Here is a 24492-nt window from a genome sequence, read left to right on the forward strand (position 1 = left end):
CCTGTTCCGTGTCCTGCCTGCCCGTCAGGCCGTGAAGATCTCCGCGGTGTCCGTCACCACGTCGCCCTTGTCGGGCACCGCGGCGCCCGATCGCACCAGCCCGCCCGCCACCAGCACCCCGCCGTCGGCGAGTTCGGCCGCGGCGAAGGCCCACCGGCCCTCGACCATGCCGCCGGTGGGGGTCCAGGTCCGCGCCTGCGGGTCGTAGACCTCCGCGTTCTGGTAGCCGACGTCGAAGGTGGAGTCGTCGGTGCCGCCGATCACGAGGAGCCGTCCCGAGCGCAGCAGGACCGCCCGGTGGCTGCTGCGGCCCGTGGACATTCCCTCGGCGGCGCTCCACGCCCGGGTCGCCGGGTCGTACCGCTCGGTGGTCCACTGGCTGTACGGGTTGTACGTCCAGTCGTCCTGGAGCCCGGGGCTGTCGCCGCCGGTGACCAGCACCGTGCCGTCCCGGAGCAGGGTCGCCTGGTGGCTCTTGCGCACGGAGCCGAGGTCGCCGGTGGGGGTCCAGGTGCCGAGGGCCGGGTCGTACACCTCGCAGAAGGACTGGCCCGCGTACAGGCCGCGGCCGATCGGGGTCATGCCGCCGGGGAACAGGACGGTCCCGTTGCGCAGGAGTACGGCCGGGTGGCCGGCGCGCGCGTCGTTCATCGGTTCGGCGGTGACGGTCCACTCCCCGGTGGCGGGGTCGTAGACCTCCGCCGAGGTGAGTGCGTTCTGGGAGAGCGCGGAGCGCGGTGCCAGGCCGCCGGCGACGAGCACCCGGCCGTCGGCGAGCAGCGTCGCGGAGTGCGCGAAGCGGGCCTCGTGCATCGCGCCGGTGGCGCTCCAGCCACGGGTGGCCGGGTCGTAGACCTCGGCGGAGCTGACGCCCGGCTGGGAAACGCCGCCGTACGGGCCGCTGAGGCCGCCCGCGGCGAGGACCCGCCCGTCCGCCAGCTTCGTCAGGGTGTGCAGACGGCGGGAGACCGACAGCGCGGCGGTGGGCTGCCACTCCTTGGTGGCCGGGTCGAAGAGGAGCGCGGTGTCCTGCGCGTTGCGGGCACGCTCCTCGCCGCCCGCCATCAGGACCTTCCCGTCGGCGAGGGTGAGGGCGCCGGCGCCCGCGCCGGCCCAGTAGGTCGGGCCGGGCAGCTTGCCGGTGGCGCTCCAGGTGCCGGTGGCCGGGGCGGCGTCGGCGGCCGGGGCGTGCCCCGCGGCCAGGGAACGGTGGGTGCTCACGGCGTTGTCTCCTCGGGTCGGGCGGCGGGCGGGGGTTCGGTGATCTCGTAGGGACACACCAGGACCAGGTCGGTCACCGCCTCCGGGTTGAGCCGGTCGCCGGTGCGCAACTCCTCGGGCAAGGCCTGGATCGCCTCGCGGGTCACCGTCACGGTCACCGTCGCGTCGTCGCGCACCCGTAGCGTCACCCCGGTGAGCACGGCGTGCGGCTGGCCGTCCAGGGCCGGATCGGCCGCGAGCGTGCCTTCGGCCCGGCCGCCCGCCGACGTGGTGACCTGGACCGGCAGCGGCCCTCCGAACAGCCGCAGGTACGGGGTGTCGGTGCCCGGCGCGGTGTCCCGGGACAGCAGCAGCACCACGTCGGCCTTCCCGACGCGGATGCCGAAGTCCCGGAAGAGGTACGGGAAGCGGTCCTTCGTGACGGCGAACTCCAGCGCGGCCGGCCCGGTCCCGGCGGGTTCGAGGAAGCGGGCCCACCGGTCCGCGAACTCCCGCCGCCCGCTGAACGCGCGGAACAGGCCCTTGCCGCCGCCCGCGTGCACCCAGCGGGTGAGTCCGTCGCGCAGGTCCTCCTCGGCGGCCTCGGCCAGCGTCGGCCCGCCGTCGCGGGCGGTGTAGCGCGCGTGCAGCACCACGTCGGTGACGGAGGCGTAGTCGAACTGGCGGAATTTCGCCGGCAGTTCGAGCTGCCACTCGCTGATCACGCCCTCCCCTTCGAAGGGCAGGTACCGCTGGTCGTGCAGGTTGGTCTCGAAGAGTCCGGCGTCGTCCTGGCCCGTACTGGTGACGACGGACTGCACGGGTCCCGTGTGGTCGCGGAAGCGCGGGTCGGCCGCCTTGTCGCGCCCGTACGGCTGTCCGTCGGAGATCCGCGGGTCGATCCGGACGCTGCTGCGCAGCAGCCGGGCGGTCAGGCTGACCGAGGTGTACGGACCGGCGACGCACGGCACCGTGAGGGCGACGCTCTTGATCCGCCGCTGGTAGTGGCCGGGTCCGTCGACGTCGAAGAGCGCCTCGGGCAGCGAGACGTAGCAGCGGCCGGTCTCCTTCAGCCGCAGCAGTGCGGCCGGGTCGAACTGTGCCAGCGAGATCCGCTTGGTCAGCTCGAACTCGCGGGCGTCGGCCTCCAGGTACGCGGCGTCCATCCGGCTGAGGTCGGCCGCCAGGCGGTCGCCGGCGAGCAGCCCCTTGTGCAGGCTGTCCCAGTAGCCGAAGGTGATGAAGTCCGAATCGGCGACGCCCAGTTCGTGCCGCCACGAGCGCTCGGCCCGCTTCGCCACGTCGTAGGCGAGCTGGTACGCCTGGAAGTACGTGGTGGAGAGCTGCCCGGCCAGCCAGTCGTACAGCTCGGTGCTGGTGAACTTGCCCTTGAGGAAGTCCGCGACCTCCCGCGCGTGCTCCCGCTGCTTGTTGTGGTTGTCCAGCTCCCGTTCGGCGACGGCGTGGCGGATCTCGGCCGCGGCGGTCTGCTTGTCGAGCTGTGCGCCCTCCAGCTTTGCCTGGTCCGCCTGGAATGCCCAGTCCTCGGCACGGCGCTGGAAGCCGCCCTGGGTCTGCGCCACGGACGCCTGGGTGGACAGGTTCGAGGCGTAGGAGCTGAGAGAGCCGGACGAGCTGTTGATGGCGCCGGTGAGGTTGCTGCCGCCGAACCACAGACCCAGGGTGAACGGCGAGCCCGCCTTGGCCTCGGGGATGAGGCTGGTGACGGTGCCGAGGGCCTGGATGCCCGTCGCGATGTACTGGTAGGTCTTCGCCGTGGCGGACAGGTCGGCGTACGAGGTCTCGTACCCGTTCACGTACTCCCGGGTCGCGTAGTACTCGTGCCGGTGCTCGGCGACGGCCTTCGCCCGTACGGCCGCGTCGTACGCCTCGTTCGCCTCGCGGACCTGCTGTTCGCGCACCGCGCGGGCCGCGTCGAGCAGCGCGATCTCGTGGCCGGCGCGCAGCCGCGCGAGCGCCTCGCCGTCCCGCTTCTCCAGTGTCTCCAGCAGCCGGGCGCCGAACTCCCGGACCTGTCCGGCGAGTTCCTTCGCCTGTGCGGCCACGGTCGCGAAGCGGTAGTGCGGCAGCGGGGCGCTGATGTCGTCGAGGACCTGGCCCAGGTCGACGCCCGCGGCGGCGGCCCGCGCCAGCAGCGAGGGGTCGATCGGCGGGCCGAAAAGGGGCGTGGCACGCAGTACGCCGTCGATGTCCAGCGAGTTGCGGATCTTGAAGAGCCGGTCGCCGACCGTGTCCCAGTAGCCGGCGAGCTTGTCGTTGCGGGGGAGGCAGAAATACTGCAGCCAGCGGAGGTTCACCCCCGGCAGCAGGGTGGGCGTCACGTCACCGCGGGGGCTGACGGCGCTGCCGGCGAGCAGGTTCTCGACGGCGACGACCGCGTCGGCGAGCGGCCGGTCGCTGTTGAGGAGCTGCCGGTAGCTCTGCGGGTCCGGGGTGCGGCGGGTGATCTCCTCCGGGGGGCGGCCCAGCAGTTCGGCGGCGAGGACGTAGAGCTGGGTGGCCTGGTTGATGGTCTCCAGGGTGTCCTGGCGGAACAACTGGTCGCCCCAGGCGATCAGGTTGTCCAGGTACTTCATGACCACGGCCTTCTGGTAGGCGGTGGTACGGGTGCGGGCGACCACGTCCGGCTGGAACGGGTTCCTCAGCCAGTTCCGCACCGCCTTCAGCGTCTCCTCGTCGCCGCCCGCGGCTTTCGCCAGGACCTGTTCGATGCGCTGCTCGTAGTACGTTTCGCTGCCCGCCTCGAAGAAGGGCTTGGTGATCCAGAAGCGCTGCGGCCGCTCGACGTCGGCGTCCCGGTTCGTGGGGTCGAAGATCCGGTGGAACCACCTCAGCGCCTCGTCGAAGCGCCGGTTGGCCGACAGCCGCTCGGCGATCAGCAGCGGCACGTGGAAGAACAGCTCCCAGTTGTACTCGGCGTAGGAGTCGCCCAGCGCGAACGCGACGGGCTCGGTGGGGTACGGCTTGATGATCCGGTCCCGGTCACCGGTGTGCGGCTTGTACATGTCCGGCGAGGCGAAGTCGAACGGCCCCGTCCACCACTCCGGGTGCAACTGGAGGTTCCGGTCGTACACGCCGGCCAGGCCGTGGCGCGCGTACTCGTCGAGGAACGCGCCGGTGTGCGGGTGGTACAGCGGTACGAACCGGAAGTTGACCTGCGTGTCCAGCGCGGCGCCGAAGGCGCCGTCGCCCAGCGACCCGCCGGCCGCGGCCGGGCCGGGGCCGAGGGCCGGCGGGCCCGGCACGTCCTGCCCCTCCAGCAGGTAGGTGCGTTTGCCGTCGGAGAAGTACTGGAGGTAGCGCTGCGACGGGTCGCCGAACTGCTGCGACTCGTAGGTGCGGTACAGGTGCGGTCCGGGGGTCGCCTGGAGCAGGTAGACGCTCCTGGGCTGACCCGGGATAGCGGTCGGGTCGATGACGGACATGTGGCCCCACGCGAGGCCCGGGAGGATCTCCTTCTCGACGCGCTCGTTGTACGAGATGTTCGTGTAGTCCGTACGCGGCACCGGCATCGGGCCGGTGTACGTCTCCCTCGGCCTGAGCTCCATCGAGTAGGTGTAGACGCTGTTGCGCAGGCTGAAGCGGAAGTTCCCCGAGATGTGGTGCGTGGGGTTCGGGGAGATGACGTCGCTGTACACCAGCCACAGCAGCAGGTCCCCGGTCACGGCGTCGATCTCGGGCAGCAGTACGTACGTGTCGATGTTGGCGGCGGCGGGGATGCCGAAGGTGAGCTGCGTGACCAGCGCGCCGTCGGCCAGCTTCTTGGCCTCCCAGCCGCCGTCCGCGTACCGGCTCCAGTGGAGCTGGATCTTCCAGTAGTGCAGCGGGTCCGGCAGCTCCGCGCCCGGTTCGATCTTGAAGGGGACCTTCTCCTGCTGCTCGGTCAGCGACGTCCAGAACAGGTACAGATGACCGTTCCACACGATCGGGACGATCGCGTCGGTCTCGAAGTCGAGATCGACCTTCTCCCAGGGCGACCAGGTGGTGCGGTCCTCCCAGCGGCGGAAGTAGTAGCCGCCGGGGGACGACTCGGTGCGGGCGAAGACGTACACGGTCTCGCCGTCCGGCCTGGCGTGCCGGTACGAGCCGACGGGCCGCAGGTGCGCGATGTCGTCGAGCTTCTCCAGATAGTGCAGGAACGCCTTCTCCGCGTTGGCCTCGGTCAGCTCCTTCTGCATCAGCTCGTTCTCCAGCTCCGCGAACTGGGGCGACTTGCCGAGCCGCAGATCCGGCTCGAAGTAGTTCTCCGGATAGAGGAAGACCTTCTGGTTCGCCTCCCACAGCCGGTACGCCTTCATCCACTCCCAGCGCTGCCAGTACTCCGCGTCCGGGTAGACGAAGATGTCCTCCAGGTTGAGCTGGATGCGCTGGATGTAGAGCTGCACGCTGAAGATCGCCTGTGCGATCCGCGTGGTGAGCTGGGCCGGGCCCATCTCCACGTCGATGAGGAAGTAGTCGAAGAGCGTGTGGGCGTCGTGCCAGTACGGCCGGTCCTGGTGGTCGCGGCGGGGGTTGGCGATCAGGTGGCCGACCAGCGCCGCCCGCTGCTTCTCGCGCAAGGCGTCGCGCAGCGTCCCGCCGGCCGCGGGCCAGTCGCGCAGGCTGTGCCGGGCCTTCGCCGCCTGCCAGGCCGACTGCGCGGCCTCCGGGGCGAGGTCGGGCGGCAGCCACTCGGCCGCCCGCTCCGCGGACACGCCGAGCCTGTGCACGAGGGCGATCGCCGCGAGCAACTGCAGCAGGCCCTCCTCGCCGTAGAAGTCCGCCGGAGCGGTGAGATCCAGCAGGCCGCTGCCGGTGAGCACATCGAGGTCGGCGCGGTCCCACTGCGTCTGGCGGGCGAGTTCGGCGAGCACGTCCGCGGTCGTGGCGCCCGGGACGCGGGCCGCGGCGAACACGGCCTTAAGGGTCGGCGCCCGGCCGGGCACGCGGTCGCGGAGCCGGGCCAGTCCCAGCAGCCGTACGAACCGCGCGAACAGCGGCGACGGGCCGGGCAGGACTTCCGTCGGCAGCGTGTTCGGGTCGAGCCAGCCGGCGGACGGCGCGTACCGGAAGATCCACGGGATCTCCTCGGCCGTCACCCGCAGCCGGTCGAGCAGCAGCGCCACGCGGTGCACCAGCGCCAGGGTGGTGAACTGCTCGGGGAAGCCCCGCTGCGTGACCGCCACGGCCGCATCGCTGCCGACGAACCGCGGCGCGAGGAAGTCCTGCAGCGCGGTCGGCTTCGACGGCGACCGCAGCCACGTGCCGAGCAGCACGTCCGCGCTCGCCGCGTCGAGCCCCGCGGCCTGGCCCACCTGCTGCTTCACCGTGATCTCGCTCAGGGCGCGGTGCAGATACGGGTTCAGCCGCTCCAGCACGAGCTGGAAGCGGGCGGCGGGTGAGGTCCGGCCGTCGAACAGGGCGCGCCGGTCGGCGGCGGTGAGGAACACGTCCGCGGGCGCGGGCGGTTCGTCCTGGACCCGCGCCAGGGTGTCGACGGCCTTCCGGTACGCGTCGTCGTCCCAGGCGGCGCGCACCGCGGCGAGGTCGTCGGGCGGCAGGTAGGCCCGTGTGCACAGTGCCCGGCGGGACACGTCGTAGAACACCGTGCCCGACAGCTTCGCGGGGAACTGCAGCGCGGGCGGCTCGGTGTCCAGCGGCGCGGCGTACAGCGGCGGGCGCAGCGCCTTCATCCGGGTCGCGGTGAAGGTGCGGGGCGCGTCGTAGAGGGTCTTCACCGCGGTGCGCCAGGCGGCGGTCGTGCCGGGCAGTCCGGTCAGGGTGTCCCGCTGGGCGTTGGTCATCGGCCCGGTGAACACCAGCTGCCCCGTCTCGGCGTCATAGCGGACGGGGAAGCCGGAGAGCTGGTACAGCGCGTCGGGTACGGCATCGACGGAGACGGTGTACTCCAGGGTGCCGAGCAGGGTGGAGACGGCCTCCTGGACGAGCGCGGTGTCCCAGCCGAGCAGCGCGAGGTCCTTCTTGGTCAGCTCGCCCTTCTCGTCGCTGGTCTGCGCCGTCTGCTGGTAGACGGCCTGCAGGGCGCCGCGCAGCGCGGTGAGCGTCGCGGACAGGGCGTCCGCGGCCGGGACCGGGCTGTCGTGGGCGGGCACGCCGGCGGTGAGCGCCGCGTCGACCTCGGGCACGGTGAAGCCGCGGGCGGCCAGCGCGTCGACCGCGTCGAGGAACCGCTCGGTGGCGACGACGAGCGCGTCGACCGGGGGCAGCGCGGCGGCGGGCGCGTCGGGGTGGCCCGGCCGGAGGAGGGCCCGGCCGGTGGTGAGTTCGGGCTCGTCGCCGCCGCCGGGTACGGGCAGCAGAGGGTGCGCCGGGTGCGCCATCGGCAGGCCGGAACTCAGCTCCGGCTCCCCGCCGTTGAACTGGTCCGGTGGTACGGGGAAGGGGCCGCCGCCCCCGTACAGCTCGATCAGCCGCAGCAGGTCGGCGATCGACATGTCCAGCGCACGGGCGAGGACGACGGTCCGGTACAGGGCGGACAGGTTCGCCAGGGTCAGCAGCCGGTTCGGGGCGACCGAGCGGGGGCCGGTGATCAGCTCGGCCAGTTCGGCGTCGGTGACCTCCAGGACGGCGAGCAGCGCGGAGGAGACGGCGGGCGCGAGCAGGTCGCCGACGACCGCCACCTCGGTGCGGGCGGCGTTCAGGGCGAACGGGCTGGCCTGCCCGGGTTCGAGCTGCACCACGGTCGGGTCCAGGAACAGGCGGTCGTACAGCGGCGGTCGGTCCGCCGTCGCGTACGGGTGGGTGGGCAGCGGCCCGTAGAAGACCAGCACCTGCTCGCGGGTGAGTCGCAGGCGTTCGGCGAGCCGCCGGACGGCGACGACGCCGCGCAGGGCGGTCGCGTCCAGCCGGCCCTGGGTGCCGGCGGACATCAGCACGAGGTCGAGGTCGAGGGCCGGCCAGCCGAGCGCCCGCTGAAGGCGGACGAACCGGTGGAGGCGGCCGAGCACGGCCGGGTCGAGACCGGACAGGAAGAGGTTGTTGGTGTCGCAGGCCGGTCCGCCGTCGCTGCCGATGACGTGTACCGCGCCGTGCGGGTTGACGAACCGGGTGTCCAGGATCGTCAGCAGGTCCGCGTAGCGCATGCCGGTCGCGTCCAGCATCCGCCGCACTTTGGTCAGGTCGAGAACCAGGGCGTCGGGGGAGGTGTCGGCCGGCCGGCCGTAGAACTCCGCGAGCGTACGGGCCGGATCCGGCGGCTCGCCCGTCACGATCCGCCCGCCGACCGGCGGCAGTCCGGCGCGCTCGACGGCCACGGTGGTCCCGGTCGCGGTGGCGGGGCGCAGCGCGGCCAGTAACTCCTCGCGCGGGACGCCGAGATGGGCCAGGGAGACCCGGGTCTGCTCGCGCCACAGGTCGAAGGGCAGCCCGAACGGGTAGACGGCCCGGCGCAGCACCTCGTACGCCCCCGCGTTCACGTGCTGCGGCTGGGCCCGCAGGTGGGCGGGGTCACCGCTGGTCTGCCGCTCGGTCGCCGGGATGTGGACGGGCGAGACGACGTCTTCCAGGAGTTCGTTCACCAGGTCGACGTACGGGAGTTGCAGGTTGGTGTTGTCGCAGGTCAGCTCGGTGTCCCAGAGGTCGGGCCGGCGCCGGTACAGCGCGTTGGCGACGTGGCCCTCGTCGCCGGGGGGCCCGGGGTCGCCGTAGCTGCCGAGGTCGCGGAGCGAGAGCAGCAGGTCGACGAGGTACGCGGCCTGGCCGTGCACGGAGCGGCAGTCGGAGCAGGCGCAGTAGTCCACCGAGCCGAACAGCTCCTCCCAGTCGGGGATCTGCGCCGCGAGTTCGGCGGAGACGGCGGGGGAGGACAGCCACGGCATGTCGAAGTGGGCGGCGGTGCGCAGGTCGGCGACGAGCGTGACCGAGGTGGCGTGCACCTGCCCGGCGCGGGCGTGTACGGCCCGGGCGCGGTCCTCGCCGAGGGCGCCGGCGAGGTGGTGGACGAAGGTCTCCCGGCCGGCCTTCGCCACGGCGTACGCGGAGTGGTAGCCCTTGTCGCGCAGGGCCTGCACGGCGTCGTACCGCGGGGTGAGGGCGGCCAGGCGCTGGACGCCCGCGAGTTCTTCGCGCGCGGTCTCATCGGGCACCGTGACGGCGTCGACGCGGGTGGTGGTCAGGTCGAAGCCGGGGTGGCCGGCGAGGAACCGCGCGGCCGGCGAGCCTGCCGCGGCGGTGGTCACGCCGTGGGCGAGGTGGGCCCCGGGGTGGGCCTGGGCGACGAGTCCGGCGACCAGTTCGCCGTACGCGCCCTCGGCGGGCGCGTCGTCGTCCGCCGGGCCCAGCAGGGTCCGTACCGAGTCGGGGACGCCCGCCTCGGCGGCCAGCGCGGCCCACTCCGCGCCGCCGAGCCGGACCAGCCGGGACGGGTCCGCCGGCGCCTCGGCGCCGAACCGGTCCAGCAGGGTCCGTACCAGCGGCACGTTGCCGCCGGTGGCCGCGCCGAGGTGCAGCGCGAGCCGCAGCCGGTCCGCCTCCGCGGCCGGCAGCCCGGCCCAGAACGCCGGCCCGTCCGTCCGGTCGAGCCAGCCGCGGTAGATCTCCGCGCGGCGGTCCGCGGCGGGCACCGCGAGCGCGAACAGCTCCGCGACCGGCGTGCCCGACCCCGGTTCCGGCGCGGCGACCGCGGCCACCTCCTTCTCCCGCAGCCCGCGGACGAAGCCGTCGGCGGCGCCCGGCCCCGGGGCGCGGATCACGCCCGCGTCGCCGGCGGCGAGCAGCGTGTCCCGCAGGGCGGCCGGCGCGGTCCGTGCCAGCGCCGGCAACTCCGGCGGCAGGCCGAACCGGACGAGTCCGTAGAACAGTTCGGCGGGCAGCCCCGTGGCGGCGGCGTGCCGGGCGGCGGTGGCCGCGTACCCGATCTGGGCGGGGCTGCGGCCCGTCGCGCGGGCCAGGTAGCCGAGATCCTGCGGGGCGCCCTGCGGGGTGACGTCCGCCAGCGGCATGCCGTCGAGCAGCGGCGTGAGTTCGGCCAGCAGCCGCTCGTACTCCGAGGTGCCGTCGGGCGGGAGTGTCAGTTCCACCCGCTCGCGCGGGCCGGGCGCGGGGCGTACCAGTTCCACGGTGTGCTCACCGCCGCCGGGGCGCGCTGCGGTGGCGCGGACGACGAGGTCCGCGGGCGTGTCGGGGGCGGGGTAGGTGAAGCGGTACGTGCCGTCGGCGCCGGTGGTGGCGTGCCCGGCCGGCGACTCGGACCGCAGCCGGCGGAGCGCGGCGGTCACCGCCACGCCGGCGGCGGGCAGTCCGTCGTGGCGCGTCACCGCTCCGCTCAGGGCGTACGGCGCGGGCTGGGCTGGCGGGTCGTCGTCAGTGTGTGTGGCGGACATGCGTCTTCCCCATCTGCTCCGTCGAGAACGGTCCCTCGGTCACGCCTGCGCGGGCTATCTCAGCCTCAGGTATCTGACGATCACGCCCATGCCTGCGGCCAGTTCGGCCGCCTCCTCGAATGCCTCCCTCTGTTCCCGGGTCATCGTCTGGTCGGGTACGGCCACGTCCAGCACCCGTCTGGTGGAGGCGTCCACTTCGACCCGCACACGCTTACCGACCAGTTCGCCGTTGACGGTCGACAGGTCACCGGCCGCGCCGGCCACGCGGACTCTGATACGCGATGGCTTCGCTACGTAGGAAGGGCGCGTGAAGTCCAGGGACTTGGTCTGGCCGATCTCCACGGCCGGCGCGGCCTCCCCGCCCGGGCCGTGCTCGACGCGGTCGATGTCCTTCCGATTGGCGTTGAGTTTCGTACCGGAGTGGATGTTCCGGGTGACCTCCTCGACGTCCCGCCCCTGGTTGTCGTTGCCCTTCCCCCAGCGGACGGGCTTGCTCTGAGTGCCTACGGACGGGAAGCGCAGCTTCTCCCGCCGCACCCCCGCCATGGCGCCGAGCAACGACCAGATCAGCTCGTTCGCCTGTGCTCTCGCCTGCGCCTGGTGCTGGGCCAGGAGAGCGTCCTGGATCTGGTCCGCCTCTTCCGACGTCACATCGTGGATCAGCAGGGCGTTGCCGGTGCCGTCGTCGATCCACGCGCCGTCGGCCGACTTACCGAGGGGGGCGAAGCCGGTTTCGTTGAAAACCCTGTCGAGTTCCTTGATGTCCTCGACCGAGAACCCGGCCTCCTGCATCCCTTTCGTGTCGATGTCGAAGGTGACGAGGTTCTTGCTGTGCTCGTGCCGGACGTAGTACGCCCCGACGATGTCGAGGACGGCCGTGAACGTCGCCGGGTCCTTCTTGGCGTTCGACGCGACCTCGTTGAGGAAGTCGGCCACGGGCTTGGACCGGTAGCGCGGGTTGAGGATCGTGTCCGGCCCCTGGGCTTTGGTGTCCTCAAGTCCGCTCGGGTCCACCATGACCGTGGGCTTGTCGCTGGCGTACACGTAGCGGTTCGGGCCGCCGACCAGCCCGGCCGGGTCGGGTGAGGTCCACCGGCCCAGCCATGGGGCGTAGTAGCGCGCGCTGTGGTAGGTGAAGCCTGTTTCCTCGTCGCGTTCCCTGCCCGTGAAGCGGTACCGCTTGCGGCTCACCGCCCCCGTCTCCGCGTGGAAGGACGTGCTCCCGTACGGGTGGTACTCCTCGTAACTCAGGACCGCCCCGTCCTGATCCACCTCCAGCGCCGAGCTGCCCAGGTGGTCGGCGAGCTGGTAGCGGATCGCCGGGCGCGGCGCCGGGACCGCGCGGCCGTCGCGCACGGTGACCGTCTCCACCAGGGCAACCCGCCGCGCGCCATCCGTCACGTGCAGCGTCTCGCGCTCCTCCACGGCCCGCCCCGCCGCCGTGCGGCGATACCGCTCGGTGATCCCCAGGTAGGTCCGGGTCTCCGTCGTGCCACCGCCGCGCCGCGTCGTGGCCCGTACCCGCTGACCCATGGCGTCGTACTGGTAGTAGGTGTCGCCGCCGCCCCCGAGGTCCACGTGCACGAGGCGGTTCTCCACGTCCCAGTCGAGCGCGGCCAGGTGCGGCATCGCCGTGACGTTCCCGTTGGCGTCGTGTGTGTAGACCGCGCTGTACGTGCCCTCCGGGTCGCCGGGCAGGCTGCTGCCGAGGAGGCGGTTGCCGTCGGCGGCGGTGTCGTGGCGGCGGGTCCAGCCGCCGCCGCTCGCGGTGTGGGTGACGGTGCGGATGTTGCCGGTGTCGTCGTAGGCGTACGTCTCCGTGTAGGGGCGCAGCGCGGAGCTGTCGTTGGCGTGCGGGAGGGGCGCGTACGGCACGTCGGCCGGGCCGGGCTGGGTCGTCTGCCCGACGTGCTCGCGGCCGGTCGCCGACACCAGCCGGTAGACCGGGTCGTAGGTGTACGTACGGCGCGCGCCGACCGCCGTGTTCCGGAAGAACACCGTGTCCTGGGAAGGGTCGTCGATCACCACCACGTTGCCCACCGGGTCGTACGCGTAGGCCAGCCGTTGCCACGCCGCGCCGCCGGCCGCCGAGGTGGACGCGGTGGCGAGCCGGAACGTGTCCCGCTCGTAGGTGAAGACCGTGCGGGCCCGGCAGCCGTACTCGATCAGCGTGCGCTGGCCGCGCTCGTCGTAGTCGATGTCCCGCACGATCTCGGTGAACGTGCCGGCGCCCCGCACGGCCACCTCCACCCGGTCCAGCAGGTTCGCCACGTTGTACGTGGGCCGGGTGCGGCTGCCGTCCGGGGTGGTGACCAGCGTGGGGCGGTTGAGAGCGTCGAACGCCGTGGCGGACCGGTGGGCGGTGCCCTCCAGCAGCGGGGCCGCCAGCGTGAGGGCGGCCACCGGGTCCTCGACCTCCGCCAGCCGGGCCCAGTCGGGCTCGCCGACCGGGTCGGCCGCCAGCCGGCGCTCGGTCGCCGTCACGTTCCCCTTGAAGTCGACGCCCGCGGTGCGCACCACCCCGGCCCCGTCGAACACCAGGTACGGCCGGGTCAGCAGATTGCGAGCCCGGCCGTCGGGCAGCGCCTCGCCGTAGTAGTACCGGACGCGCAGCCGCTCGGTCTCCTCCTGCGGCGCGACGGCACTGGAGTACGAGGGACGCCGCAGTTCGTCGTATCCCCACCACATCTCGCCGCCGCGGCCGTCCCAGCCGCGCACCGGCTTGCCCAGCACGTCGACCAGGCTCCACCGCTCGCCCGCGTCGGCGCTGACCGTGTGCGCGGCGTGGCCGAGCATGTCGAAGTCCTGGGAGAGGACGGGGAGCTGCCGGGCGTCGACGACGGCCCGCTCCAGGCCCTGGACGTCGCGCCGCACCTCGGTGGTGAACCGGCGGCCGGCGCCGTTGTCCTGGACGGTCAGGTGCGGGCTGCCGAGCGAGTCGAAACGGGTCTCGGTGTACGTGCCCGCGTGCTCCAGCGCCTGCCGGGCGGCCCGCCCCTGCGGATCGGTGTCCGGCAGCCCGGCCCGCTCGGCGTACCAGCGGCTGTCCCGCACGGTGTCGTTTCGGTCCCGGTCCCACCGCTCCCACGCGTTGAACTCCACCTCGGACCGGGTGCCGTCGGGGAAGTCGGTGCGCACCAGCCGGTCAAGCGGGTCGTAGCGCAGCACGGAGGTGACGCCGCGGCGTACCAGCTCGTCCTCGGTGTCGAAGCCGCTGCCGGGGGCGAAGTAGGGCTCGTACCGGCGGATGGGGTTGCCCTTGTTGTCGTACACCGTGCGGCCGGTGCCCACCCAGCGCTCGGCGCTCTCCCCTTCCGCCGGCTCCGCCCGGACCTTCGTGAGCACGACGCGGCCGGTGCCGTCCAGGTAGGTCCACGTGTCATGCCGGGGCGAGCGCGGGTCGCGGTGTCGCTCGCGGGCGGCGGCGTGGAAGCGCACGGGGGTCCGGGTGAGGTCGTACGTCACCGTGGCGGTCGGGTCGTCGCCTTCGGCCGCCTCCGGCGTCGAGGTGTCCAGCACGTCGCCGTCGTCGCCGCCCTCCTTGCCCAGCACCGCGGTGGCGACGACCAGACCGAGCGCGTCGTACCGTACGCCGGTGCGGTTGCCGTTGGGGTCGGTGAGCAGCCAGGGCTGCATGACGCGGTAGTGCGCGGTGGCCTCGACCCTGTTGCGCAGCGGGTCGTACACCCGCACGGGCAGCAGGTGGTGGTCGTCGTACTCGGTCTCCCACTCGGCGCCGAACGGGTCGATGTACAGCGTCGGCAGGTAGAACTCGCCGGGGTCGGGCACCTGCCGCCCCGACGGCGCCCACCAGCCGGCGCCCTCCGCCCGCCGCACGTAGCCGGCCTCGCGCAGCTCCGCGTCATCGAGGCGGTCGCCGTACAGGGCGGTGGTCTGTCCGGGGGCGAAGGCCAGCCGGTAGGTGCGCCACGGCAGCGCGCGCAGCCCGGGGGAGCCGAGCGGGAGTTCGTCGGCGAGGTCGTCGGAGGCGTACGTGGTGAGGGTGCGCGAGACCAGCCGCCGCTGCGGCTCACCGCCGGACAGCTCCTCGTGGTACGGAACCTCGCGCCGCGCGGCTGCCGCAAGGCCGGCGAGGAGGTGGTCGACGGCGAACAGTTCGCCCGGGGTGCGCTGCACGACCCCGCCGATCTCGTACTCGCGGCTCTCCACGGGCACGCCGATCCGCCAGCGGTCCGCCAGGGCCGTGTCGTTGGCGACGACGCTCTCCGTCACCGCGAGCCGCAGCCGCCCCTGCTCGGGGTCGGCCGGAGACTTGCGGGGGTAGGCGATCTGCGCCGACTTCAGGACGTTGCCCCACGTGTCGACCTCCAGGGTGACCTCGTGGACGGTGCGCGGATCATCCGGCTGCCGCTCGGTGTACACGGTCAGCGCCTCGCCGGGGTGGACGAACACCACCGCGTGCTCCGCCGCGCCCGCGGGCTGCACGAGTCGCATCCGGGGGCTCGACTCCACGACGGAGTACGGACGTTGCTGCTTCGCCGTGCCGTCCTCCGCGTACGTCTCCGCGCGCAGCACCTGCCCGCGCAGCGCCCGCGCCGCCTCGCGCTCCTCGGCCGGGGTGAGTTCGGGCGGCAGCGGGGTGCCGGGCAGCAGGGGGCCGCCGTACTCGTCCGCGTACGGGGTGCCGAGCCGGTCCCGGCTCGGGTACCAGCCGGTGTGCTGCCACCGCCGCACCACTGCGGGCGGCTGGTGCAGCTCGCCGGCGGCGGTGGTGAGCGCGTCTCGCTGCTCGACGTACCCGAAGCCGCGGAACTCCCGCTCCGCGCCGTCGAAGTAGCCGTGCCGGTAGCGGTACGCCGCGGCCAGCTCGGTGTCGGCGACGGCGTCGTACGTGACGGTCTCGGCGACCACCTGGACGGGGAACGGCAGCCGGGTCAGCCAGGGTTCCCCGCGCGCCTCGTCGGCCAGGTGGAAGTCGGTGGAGGAGGCGTACCGGATGGTGGTGACCCGGCCGGTGCCGTTCTCGGTGCGGTTCAGCAGGTGCGGCTTGCCGCCGGCCATCAGGTCCACGTAGCGCACCTGCGGCTCGCCGTCCGGCCGGGGTTCGGCCACGACGAGGCAGGCCGTGCCCTGCCCGAGTACGTCGGCCACCGAGGCCAGGGCGAGGGCGCCGGTGTGGCGGACGCCGTCGACGTGCTCGGGCGGGCCGAAGGAGTTGCCCGCCTGGTTGAACCACAGCCGCACGCCGTCCGGGCCGAGGTAGAGGACGTCGGCGGGCGCGCTGCCGTCGACGTCGGCGAGCCGGATCCGCCGCTGGTCGAAGCGGTCCGGATGGTCGAAGACGGGCGCGTGGGCCATGGCGACCTTGGGCCCGAAGCGGCCGTGGCCGAGGCTCGGCCAGTACGCGATCTCGCCGTTTCCGATCCGCACCAGGTCGGTGAGTCCGTCGCCCGTCATGTCGGCGAGGTGCACGCTCTGCTCCGCGTCGGCGAACAGCAGCCGGGGACCGTGCTCTTCGGAGCGCCCCGCGGCGACGGTCTCACCGTCGCGGAACCCGTCGGCACCGGCGGACGGGTACCAGGTGAGGCCGTCGTCGGCGGTGACGAGCACGTCGGCGAGCCCGTCGCCGGTGAGGTCGGCGAACCGGAGGTTCGCGTCGTCCCAGTCCAGCGACGGCAGGTGGCGGAAGGTCGCGAAGCCGGCCCAGCCGCGGTCGGGGGTGCGCTCGTGATAGCCGGGGTCGGCGGTGCCGCTGGGGCCGCCGGGGCCGCCGGGGCGGCCACCGCCGAGTCGGACGACCGCGGGCCGCCCGTCGCCGTCGAGGTCGAGCAGTTGCCGCCCGGCGGCCCCGGCCGCCCCGCCCGGCACCGGGTCGACGGGCCGGGGCGGGCCCACCCGGCCGCCGCCGAGGTTGCGCCGGTAGTACCAGGTACCGCCCTGCTCGGCGAGGAAGCCGGCGATCCCCTCGCCGTCGAGATCCGCCCACTGGTACGGCCCGTCGAGCCGTACGTCGCCCTCGTCGGACGTCAGCGTGCCCACCTCGGCGGATACGGTCCGCTCGGTGTACCCGAAGCTGAGCCGGGGCAGCTCGGCGTACTCGTAACCCCGCCCGTCGGGCACGTAGCCGCGGTGGGTGAGGGAGACCAGCTTGGTGGCGGCCGGGTCCTCGTCGTACCCGAGGAGCATGGCGCTCACCAACTGCGGCCGGGGCCCGAGTTCGGGGATCCGGTGGAACGTCAGCACGCGGCGGCAGAGCCGGTAGGTGCGGACCTCGAAGCCGGGCCTGCGGGTGGACCACGGATCGGCGCGCACCGGCCACGGCCGGACCTCGTCCGGGGCGGGCGCGTCCTCGTCGTGCTCGCCGTAGTCGAGCACCACCTCGAAGCAGAAGCCGGCGGCGGCGCCGGGTTCGGTGTTCCCGTACCGGATGCGCTTCAGGTGCCGGTTGGCGACATGAGTGCGGTTGCGTTCCTCGGGGGCGGAGGTGTCGACACCGGCGCGGTCTTCGGGCTTGTACTCGTACACGGTGACGTTGCCGCGGTCGTCCTCGGTCCGCTGGAGCAGCCACCGGTACACCCGCCGGCCCGGGTCGGCCGGGTCGGCGACGCGGGCCTGCGGGTCGCGCCCGTAGACGCTGGTGACGTTTTCCTTCGACGTCACCCGCCAGTGCAGGTCACCGGTGTCGCGTAAGCGCCACTGCTCGATCCGCACGAACGCGCCCTCGGTGCGCGGCCGGTACGCGGTGACGTCGTAGGCACCGTCGGTGCGAGGCGCGGGCACGGCGGCCGGCACCAGGTCCTCCGTACCGGACAACTGGAAGACGTCCGCGCCGAGATACCGCGGCAGCCCCTTGTCGGTCCGGCGGGAGATGGACGGCACGTCGAGCGACCAGCCCAGCCCGAAGGCCGAGTTGCCCGCCCCGGAGTCGTACCCGAGGGCGAGCGCGGGCTCGGCGCCGCGGGCCGGCGAGACGGCGAGCGGCACGGAGAGGGAGGGGGTCCCGGACACCGGGTCGGTCGTGAACTTCTCTCCCATGCCCCGGAGCGCCCCGCCGGCCGTGGGCAGCGCCAACGACGGCAACCCGCGCGGTTCCCCGGCCTCCCGGCCGTCTGCCCTCCGGTCCTCGGACACCGCCGCGGCGCCGGTCTGCCCCTCACCCATACGCCCCTCCCAGGGCCGCCGAGCTGAGTAGTCGCGCTCAGATTAGGGAGGTGAAGGGTGCAGATCACGTGTCAAGAGCGCATAGGCACCTGAAAGGCTGAGATTACGGAGATCGTTGTTCACGGCCGGGCCGCTGACGTCCGTCCGGGGCCCGTGCGGTGGACGAGACGGGGGAGCGGGCGTGAGCGCAGCCGCGAGGGCCGCCGCCGCCCCGGCCGCGGGGCGGACCCCGGCACCTGAGGCGGACCTTCTGGGTTCCGTACCGAGGGGGAAGTGCCCGGGGCAGCCGCCGTCCTAGGTTGTGGCGGTACCGAAGCCGAGCGTTCATACCGACGGGACGCGCGGGGCCGGCTCCCCTGCCCGTTGTCCGAGCGGGAGCGCGCGTCGCCCGCGGCCCTCTTCCACCGCCTCACCGCACCCCTGTTCCGCCGCCGCCTTACCGCCCCCTGCCCGGAACCGCCGGGCCGCGCGGGTCCGTAGCCGGCAAGGGCGGGCGGCGCGCGTGTGGCCGCGCGTACAGGAGCCCGCCCATGCCTCTCACCCGGCCCGACGCCCCCGCCCTCCGGCCGGAGGTCGCCGACCCGCCCGCCGGGGCCACTGCCCGCCGCTCTGCCCCCTCCACCCGGCCGCCATGGCCGTCCGCCCTCATCCCCGCCGTCTTCACCCTCGTCCTCGGGCTGTGGGGGCTCACCCGCCGGGGGTCGATGTGGCGTGACGAGGCCGTCACGTACGACATGGCGCAGCGCGACATCTCCGGACTCCTGGACACGCTCGCCGGCGTGGACGCGGTCCACGGCCTGTACTACCTGCTGATGCACGGGGTGTTCGGCGTGTTCGGCGACAGCCTTGTCGCGCTGCGCCTGCCCTCGCTGCTCGCCATGTCCGCCGCGGCCGCGGGCGTCGCGCTCCTCGGCCGCCGGCTGGCAGGCCCCCGTGCCGGGCTGCTCGCGGGCCTGGCCTTCGCGCTGCTGCCCGACGTGCAGCGCTACGCGCAGGAAGGCCGCTCGTACGCGCTCGTCTGCGCCGCCGTCGTCTGGGCGACCTGGCTCTTCGTACGCGCCCTCGACGAGCGCGGGACCCGGCTGTGGGCGGCCTACGGGACGGTGGCACTGGCCGCTTGTCTGCTGCACGAGTTCGCCGTGCTCGCCGTCGCCGCGCACGGTGCCACCCTCCGCATCATGCCGTCCTCCCGCAACGCCCTGCGGGCCTGGACGTGGACGGCGGGCGCGGTGGCGGCCGCGCTGGCCCCGCTCGCCGTGGTCAGCTCCCGGCAGTCGGAGCAGGTGGCCTGGATCGGCCCGCCCGGCCCCGGTGCGCTCCTCGGTTACGTCGTCCCCGCCCTCGCCGGCCTGCTCTGCGCCGCCCTCCTCCCGGCGGGGGCGCGGCGGCTACGGGCCCTCGCGCTGCCCCTGCTGATCCTGCCCGGCGGGGTCCTGCTGCTGTCCTCCGCGATCGTTCCGCTCTACGTCTCCCGCTACGTCCTCTACGAGGAGGCCGGTCTCGCGCTGCTCCTCGGCGCCACGTTGGACCACCTGTGGCGCCGCAGGTACCAGCGGCACCTGCTCGCCGCCCTCGCCGCCGCGGCCGTGCTGGTGGCGCTGGTTCCGGTCGGGCTGCATCTGCGCGGCCCGGAGAGCCGCAAGGACGACCTCGGCGCCATCGCCCGCGCCGTCCAGGCGCAGGGGCGGCCAGGTGACGGGCTGCTCTTCATGCCCGGCAGGCGCCGTGTCTGGCAGGCGGCCGACCCCGCGGCGTTCGCCGGCCTGGTCGACCTCGCGGCGCGGACGGATCCGCGCGCGTCGGACACCCTCTACGGCGTGGAGCTGCCGGCCGCGGCCATCCGCGCCCGGATGCTCGCTGCCGACCGGATCGTCGTGCTGCACGACCCCGCCGGCGAGCCGGTCGAAGCCGGCGCTCAGGAGAAGGTGAAACGGGACGTCCTGCGGGGGCACTTCCGCCTCTGCGAGAGCACGGAGGTCCGCGGCGCGCGCGTCACCCTCTACGCCCGACCCGGCCTGTGCGACCCGGCGTAGTACCTGAGGGGGACCCGCACGGATCCGTATCCGGAAGGACGCCGCCGGGCCCCGCACGCCCGTACGGTGTGCGGGTGATCGAGTCCACGGGCAAAGCCCCCCGCATTCGCGGCGAGTTCGAGGTGATCCGGGACGGCTGGCGGCTTGTGAGCCTCCGGACGGATACGACGCGCCGCGAGTTGTTCAAGGAAGCGTTCGCGCTGACGCCGCTGCCCGCGCTGCCCTCGGACGCGCCGGTGATGAGGGGCCTGCGCCCCGCCGTCAGGCGCGTGGCCGTCTGGTTGCCGCACATGGCGATCGTCGCGCTTGCGGCGTACCTCTTCGGCCGGGGCAGCGGCTGGTACGGCATCGGCGACAGCGAGTACTACGACGCGTTCGGGGACTACGAACCGCACTACATGAGCGGCCTCGAAGGCGGGCACATGGGTCTGCCCGTCAGCCTCGCCGCCGCGCTTCCCCTGCTGCTGGTCCTCTTCCGGCCGGTCGGCGCCTGGTGGCTGTCCCTGGTGGCGTGCTTCGCCATCGCGGCCACGGTCAGTGGGGCGGACGACTGGCCCTGGGCGGATGCGACGTTCGTCTCGCACCTGGTCGTGCTGACGATCGCCGCGCTGCGCCGCAGCGTCGGCACCGCCGTCGCGATGTGGCTCCTCACCGCCCTGTGCAGCTTCGTCGCGTCCTGGCTGAGCCTGCGGCCGCTTGAAGAAGTGAACGCCCTCCAGATGACCGTCGCCTCGGCCGTCGTGATCGCCGTCGCCGTCTCGGTACGCGGCTGGACCGCCGCCAGCCGCCGCGCCGAGGCCAGCGGGGCGCTCACCGCCGAGGAGCGCTCCCGGCGTACGCGGCTGGAGAAGCGCACGTCCATCGCGCACGAGCTGCACGATGTCGTGGCGCACCACATGTCCGTCATCGCGATCCAGGCGGAGGCCGCCCCCTACCGGGTGGCGAACCCGCCGCCCGAACTGACCGCGTCCTTCGCGACGATCCGGGAGAACGCCATCGCCGCGCTCGCCGAACTCCGGCGCGTCCTGGGCGTCGTACGCACCGAGGACTACGAGGCGCCGTCCGCGCCCCAGCCCACCCTCGCCGACCTGGACCGGCTGCTCGGCAACGTCCGCGACGCGGGCCTGACCGTCGAGAAGACCGTCACCGGCGCGCGCCGCGAACTCCCGCAGGGCGTCGAGCTGTCGGCCTACCGGATCGTCCAGGAGGCCCTGAGCAACGTCCTGCGGCACGCACCCGGCGCCTCCGCGAAGATCGAGCTGTCCTACGTCCTGGGCGGTCTGGCCCTGCGGATCGTCAACGAGGCGCCGACCGGTGAGCGGCCGCCGTCGCCCGGCGCCGGACAGGGCGTCACGGGGATGCGCGAGCGCGTCGCGATGCTCGGCGGCCGGATGACCGCGGGCGACACCCCGGACGGCGGCTACGAGGTGGCGGTGCTGCTCCTCACCGACGACCCCGCGGGCGATCCCCTCGACGCCCCCGCGGGCGCCCCGGTGGCCGAACCCGCCCACGACTCCCCGGAGAAGGCGGTCGGCACATGACCATCCGGGTGCTCGTCACCGACGACCAGTCCATGGTGCGCGAGGGGTTCACCGTGCTGCTCGACGCGCAGCCCGGCATCGAGGTCGTCGGGGAGGCCGCCGACGGCGGCGAGGCGCTGGACCAGGTGCGCCTGCTGGCACCCGACGTCGTGCTCATGGACATCCGGATGCCGGAGGTCAACGGGCTCGAAGCCACCCGCCGGATCGCCGACTCCGGTCTTGGGGCCAAGGTCCTGATCCTCACCACGTACCACCTCGACGAGTACGTTTACGAGGCCCTGCGCGCCGGCGCCAGCGGCTTCCTCCTCAAGGACGCCTCCGCCCGCCAGCTCGCCGAGGGCGTCCGCGTCGTCGCCGCCGGCGAGGCCCTGCTCGCGCCCACCGTCACCAAGCGCCTGATCACCGTCTTCGCCGAGCGCAAGCCGGTGCAGGACCTCCCGGCGGAAGCCCGCGTCGCCGGCCTCACCGGCCGCGAGACCGAGGTCCTCGCCCTCATCGCGCAGGGGTTGTCCAACGCCGAAATCGCGGCCCGCCTCGTCGTCGCCGAGTCCACCGTCAAGACCCACGTGGGCCGCGTCCTGGAGAAGCTGGGGCTGCGGGACCGCACCCAGGCCGCGATCTTCGCCTACGAGACCCGCCTCGTTCGGCCCGCCGGCTGATCGGTGAGCGTGCTGCGGGGGCCGGTGACGTCGGCGGGAAAAACCGGGAGCCCTCGGAGAGGCCTCGTGGGTAGAGTCGGGCGATGCCTGAGCTGGAGCGGTTGTGTGCCGGACATGCGTCGGCGGTGCTGGCCTTCGAGCTGGCGAACCGCGCCTTCTTTGCGGCCGCCGTCCCCGACCGCGGTGACGCCTTCTTCGACCGTTTTCCCGACCGGTTCGGCGCGCTGCTCGCCGAGCAGGAGAGCGGCGTCTGCGCCTTCCACGTCCTCGTCGACGAGGACGGTGCGGTCCTCGGCAGGTTCAACCTGGTCGACATCGAGGACGGGACCGCGGAACTCGGCTACCGGGTCGCGGAGCACGCCACGGGCCGGGGCCTGGCGACCGCGACCGTCCGGGAACTGTGCCGCCGGTCGGCGACCGGGTACGGTCTGCGCACCCTGCGGGCGGCCACCGTCCAGCGGAACGCCGCGTCCACGAAGGTGCTGATCAAAGCGGGTTTCGTGGCCGTCGGCCCGGTCGACCCGGCCCGCCTCGGCGGCGAACCGGGCACGTGGTACCGGCGTGACCTGGCCCACGATCGTTCGCACACCGCTGGGTAACCTGGTCCGGGCGCCGGACGAGGCGGCGGGTGGGTACGTCAGCGGTGACCGGCGGTGACGGCCGGCTCCGGGAGCCCGGACGGGCCCCGGACCGGGAGCAGCGGGGAGATCGAGTTCGTGGCGCTATGCAGGAAGTGCGGTGCGGGGAAGCGCCGTTGGCCCCGTTCCTGCCCGGCGTGCGGGGCCGGGTCGAGCAGGGCCGACGTGGCCGCGGGCGGGGCCGACGTGGCCGTGTCGGCAGGAGTGCTGGGGTGGATCGGCCGGGGGATCTCGGGGGCCGTCCGGGCCGTGCTGCGTGCGCTCCACTGACCGGGCCCGCGCACGGGCACCCCGGCGGTGGGGCCAGGGCGCCCGGCGGGCGGTTCTAGTACGAGCAGCCGCTGAGCATGCTCTGCACCGCGGTCTTCTCCGCGGAGTCGATCTTCAGGTTCCAGCGGTACTTGGTGTGGATCCAGAACTTGGCGTATCCGCACCAGGAGGCGGTGCGCGGGGGCTTCCAGTCGGCCGGGTCGCGGTCGCCCTTGGAGCTGTTCACCTCGGTGGTCACCGCGATGAGCTGCGGGCCGGTGATGTCGTTGGCGAACTGCTGACGGCGGGAGGTGGTCCAGGAGCTGGCGCCGGAGCGCCAGGCCTCCGCCAGCGCCACGATGTGGTCGATGGAGATCTGCGAGGGTGAGCTGCGGGTGACGCCGTCGAAGTAGCTGTACCAGGACCCGGAGGTGGGGTAGCAGTCGGCGCCGGTGGAGACGTTGGTGCCGTCGCGCTTGAGGACCGTCTCGCGGGTGTTGCAGGTGCCGGAGACCGTGGTCCAGTGGGGGAACAGGTCACGGGAGTAACCGCTCATCGAGCCTTCCGCGGCCACGGTCAGGCTGTTGAGCTCGGCCTGCACCTGCGCCTTGGGCGGCACGTCGGGCGGAAACGCCGCGGCGGGCGGCGCCGCGCCGAGCGCGACGCCGAGGGCGAGCGCCAGGAGGGAGAGCGCGGCTGTCCAGCCGCGCGGGGATATCGCCGAGGATCCGAGCAACATGGCCTCCAGGGGGGTGAGGAGGAACATCTGCGACCGAGCGAAACCACCGCCGCGGCGACCGCGAGCGGCGTCAGACGAGCCGACGGGGAACCCCGCCGCCGGTGCCGAACTGCCCTACGGTTGACGCAGGTTCGAACAGCCCGCCCCGTCTACGCGTATAGACATGCCCATGACATGTCCGCCTCATGCGCCACCGCGTCTGCCGGGCCGGATCCGTGTTCCCGGCCGGTGCTCCGGCCCCGGTACGGACGCATGTCCGGTACGTCACGAACGCCCGTTCCGCCGCCCTCCTGTGCGGCGCCGAGCGCGCCGGACCGCCACCCTCGCGCCCGCCGTGGGAGGTCCGGTACCCGCGGTCGGGCGGGCTCCGGTGCCGGGGGCGGTGGGGCCGGGTGTCTTTGTCGGGTGGGGGTGAGTAGCCTGGCCTATTCGTGCTCGCTCTGCGGGCCCCGTCCGGCTACCTAGGAGACCGCGTATGAGCAGGTACGCGCGCGCGGTCGGTCCCGGCTCCCGCGGTGGCGGCCGGTGGCGGGGTGTGGTCGTCGCCGTCGTGCTCGCCGTTGCCGGTGTGCTCGGGGCCGGGCAGGGTGGCGGGGCCGCGGTGTACGGCGGGCCGTCGTCGTACGGTGCCGCCTTCGACGTCGTCGGCGAGCCCGCCCCGAGCGCGGACCAGCACCTCGCCGGCGCCCCCGGCACCGGGCCCGAGGACCACGCCGCGCCCCAGCAGGCCCAGCGCGGCGCCCCCGCGGAGCGGCCCTCCGCCCCGTTCGTCGCCGCACCCCGGCCCCCGTACGACCTCCCCCGTACGCCCTCCGTCCCCGCCCCGGCCCCGCCGGACGGCGGCACCCTTCCCGGCTTCAGCCCCGCGCCCGGTACGGAACGCGCACCTCCACCAGCTCCAGGCAGCTGACACCACCCCCTTTCATCCACCCCGGCGCGCCCCCCGCGCACGCGGGCCACCGCGCCATGC

General features: G+C 73.6%; 9 protein-coding genes. 5 read left to right on the plus strand and 4 right to left on the minus strand.

Going from position 1 to position 24492, the window contains the following annotated elements; translation table 11 throughout:
- Positions 1-24 precede the first annotated feature (24 nt).
- Genes ABGA99_RS00785 through ABGA99_RS00795 form a run of 3 tightly spaced genes read right to left on the minus strand, consistent with a single transcriptional unit; the run spans position 25 to position 17663 of the window.
- Positions 25-1221, minus strand: coding sequence for a kelch repeat-containing protein (locus ABGA99_RS00785; protein WP_347578869.1), 1197 nt, complete (start codon positions 1219-1221; stop codon positions 25-27).
- The gene (locus ABGA99_RS00790) at positions 1218-10541 is read right to left on the minus strand and encodes a neuraminidase-like domain-containing protein (RefSeq protein WP_347581927.1); all 9324 of its coding nucleotides are present in this window, start codon (positions 10539-10541) and stop codon (positions 1218-1220) included. Before ABGA99_RS00790 ends, ABGA99_RS00785 begins: the two co-directional genes overlap by 4 nt.
- Before the next feature lie 54 nt (positions 10542-10595).
- Positions 10596-17663: a SpvB/TcaC N-terminal domain-containing protein gene (locus ABGA99_RS00795; RefSeq protein WP_347581928.1), complete on the minus strand. Its 7068-nt coding sequence runs from the start codon at positions 17661-17663 to the stop codon at positions 10596-10598.
- A gap of 530 nt (positions 17664-18193) precedes the next feature.
- Between ABGA99_RS00795 and ABGA99_RS00800 the strand changes: the two genes are divergently transcribed.
- The 4 genes from ABGA99_RS00800 to ABGA99_RS00815 all read left to right on the plus strand — a co-directional run bounded on the left by ABGA99_RS00800 (position 18194) and on the right by ABGA99_RS00815 (position 22495).
- On the plus strand, positions 18194-19696 hold the full coding sequence (locus ABGA99_RS00800; RefSeq protein WP_347578872.1) for a glycosyltransferase family 39 protein: 1503 nt from the start codon (positions 18194-18196) through the stop codon (positions 19694-19696).
- 68 nt (positions 19697-19764) lie between these two features.
- Entirely contained in the window at positions 19765-21237 is a 1473-nt protein-coding gene (locus ABGA99_RS00805) for a histidine kinase (protein WP_347581929.1), read from the plus strand.
- The gene (locus tag ABGA99_RS00810) at positions 21234-21896 is read left to right on the plus strand and encodes a response regulator transcription factor (RefSeq protein WP_347578874.1); all 663 of its coding nucleotides are present in this window, start codon (positions 21234-21236) and stop codon (positions 21894-21896) included. The genes ABGA99_RS00805 and ABGA99_RS00810 overlap by 4 nt, the downstream gene beginning before the upstream one ends.
- A gap of 83 nt (positions 21897-21979) precedes the next feature.
- Entirely contained in the window at positions 21980-22495 is a 516-nt protein-coding gene (locus tag ABGA99_RS00815) for a GNAT family N-acetyltransferase (RefSeq protein ID WP_347581930.1), read from the plus strand.
- Between the two features lie 364 nt (positions 22496-22859).
- Here the strand turns inward: ABGA99_RS00815 and ABGA99_RS00820 are convergent, their stop codons facing one another.
- Positions 22860-23522 carry an HNH endonuclease family protein gene (locus tag ABGA99_RS00820; RefSeq protein WP_347581931.1) on the minus strand — a complete coding sequence of 221 codons (663 nt, stop codon included), beginning with the start codon at positions 23520-23522 and terminating at the stop codon, positions 22860-22862.
- Between the two features lie 475 nt (positions 23523-23997).
- Here ABGA99_RS00820 and ABGA99_RS00825 point away from each other — a divergent pair, with 475 nt between their 5' ends.
- Positions 23998-24432, plus strand: coding sequence for a hypothetical protein (locus ABGA99_RS00825; protein WP_347581932.1), 435 nt, complete (start codon positions 23998-24000; stop codon positions 24430-24432).
- Positions 24433-24492 lie beyond the last annotated feature (60 nt).

Source organism: Streptomyces sp. B5E4 (assembly GCF_039871555.1).
GTDB lineage: Bacteria > Actinomycetota > Actinomycetes > Streptomycetales > Streptomycetaceae > Streptomyces.